Origin of the sequence: Streptomyces graminilatus, assembly GCF_001418565.1 — a bacterium.
Lineage (GTDB): Bacteria > Actinomycetota > Actinomycetes > Streptomycetales > Streptomycetaceae > Streptomyces > Streptomyces graminilatus.
In genome coordinates this window covers 1-1090 of record NZ_LIQQ01000843.1, presented here as the reverse complement: position 1 = coordinate 1090, position 1090 = coordinate 1, and the positions used below count along the sequence as shown (strand labels likewise).

2 protein-coding genes and 1 pseudogene are annotated in these 1090 nt (G+C 72.3%); all 3 read right to left on the bottom strand.

What is annotated here, in order from left to right; all coding sequences use genetic code 11:
* A partial coding sequence (locus AOK08_RS42120; protein WP_055535877.1) for an ArsR/SmtB family transcription factor occupies positions 1-347 on the bottom strand: 347 nt, incomplete at its 3' end.
* The gene (locus AOK08_RS42115) at positions 344-790 is read right to left on the bottom strand and encodes an SRPBCC domain-containing protein (protein WP_055535875.1); all 447 of its coding nucleotides are present in this window, start codon (positions 788-790) and stop codon (positions 344-346) included. The genes AOK08_RS42120 and AOK08_RS42115, both read right to left, overlap by 4 nt.
* 109 nt (positions 791-899) lie before the next feature.
* Positions 900-1090: pseudogene (locus AOK08_RS42110) on the bottom strand (hypothetical protein); the annotation flags it as partial.

Below are 1090 nucleotides of genomic sequence, written 5' to 3'. Positions count from 1 at the left end.
GCGTCCAGCTCGGCCGCCTCGGCGACGCGCTTGATGTTCGCCAGCCGCCGGTCCCAGTCGGCCGCAAGCGACGCCATCCACCGCGCCGTCGCGTCCAGTGCCGCCGGCCGGACCGTGTAGCGCACCTCGCGTCCGACCCGGCCACCGGAGACCAGCCCGGCGGCGTCCAGGACGGCGAGGTGCTTGACCACCGCCTGCCGGGAGACGGGCAGGCGCGCGGCGAGTGTCGTCGCGGTGGCCCCGTCCTGCTCGGCGAGCAGGTCGAGCAGCTGACGCCGGGTCGGGTCGGCGAGCGCGGCAAGGACACTGTCCACGGCCTCGGCGGCGCCGGGACGTTCCACCGTCACGTGGCGGGGGCTTCGGCGCGCGCCCTGAGCGCGTCGAGCTCCAGGGGCCAGCCCGCGCTGTGGTCCTTGAGATTCTGGGCGCGCAGCTCCTGGGACCCGGCCAGCGCCGCGAACCCGCTCTCGACGACGCGCAGTCGCGTACCGTCGCCTTCCGGGGCCAACGTGAACTCCACGAGGGTGCTGTTGTCCTCGCGCAGCTCCTCTCCGGGGAACGCGCTGGTCCAGCGGTACGCGAGATACGTCGGCGGTTCGACCTTCTCCACCCGCACCGGGAAGTCGCCGTGCTCCGGGTTCTTCGCCACCATCGACTCGCCTTCCCTGGCCACCGTGCCGGGCAGGCTCGCCTTGTCGGCCACCCAGAACCCGGGCTGGGCCACCAGCGACCAGACCCGTTCCAGGGGCGCCGCGATCAGGGTTTCGCGCTCGATCCGGTCCTCGCTCATGAGGGGCTCCTTCATCGACGTTGAATGCAACCCCAGAGTTGCACGTCAGCTCTCCAGGTGCAACCCGAGAGTTGCACCCCCATTCGCATCCCCCCGTGCCCGACCCGGCTCACCAGCCCCGCGCGATCTCATCGAGCGCCGTGACCAGCCGGGCCCGCGCCGCCGGATCCGCGCGGAGCGTGCGGCTGTTCTCCACATGGAGGAAGTCGACGTCCAGGTCTGCCGCCCTACCGGCCTGGACGTTGGTCTTGCCCTCCAGTCGGCCGCAGTCCTCGGACCAGGCGCGGCAGACCCTGAAGC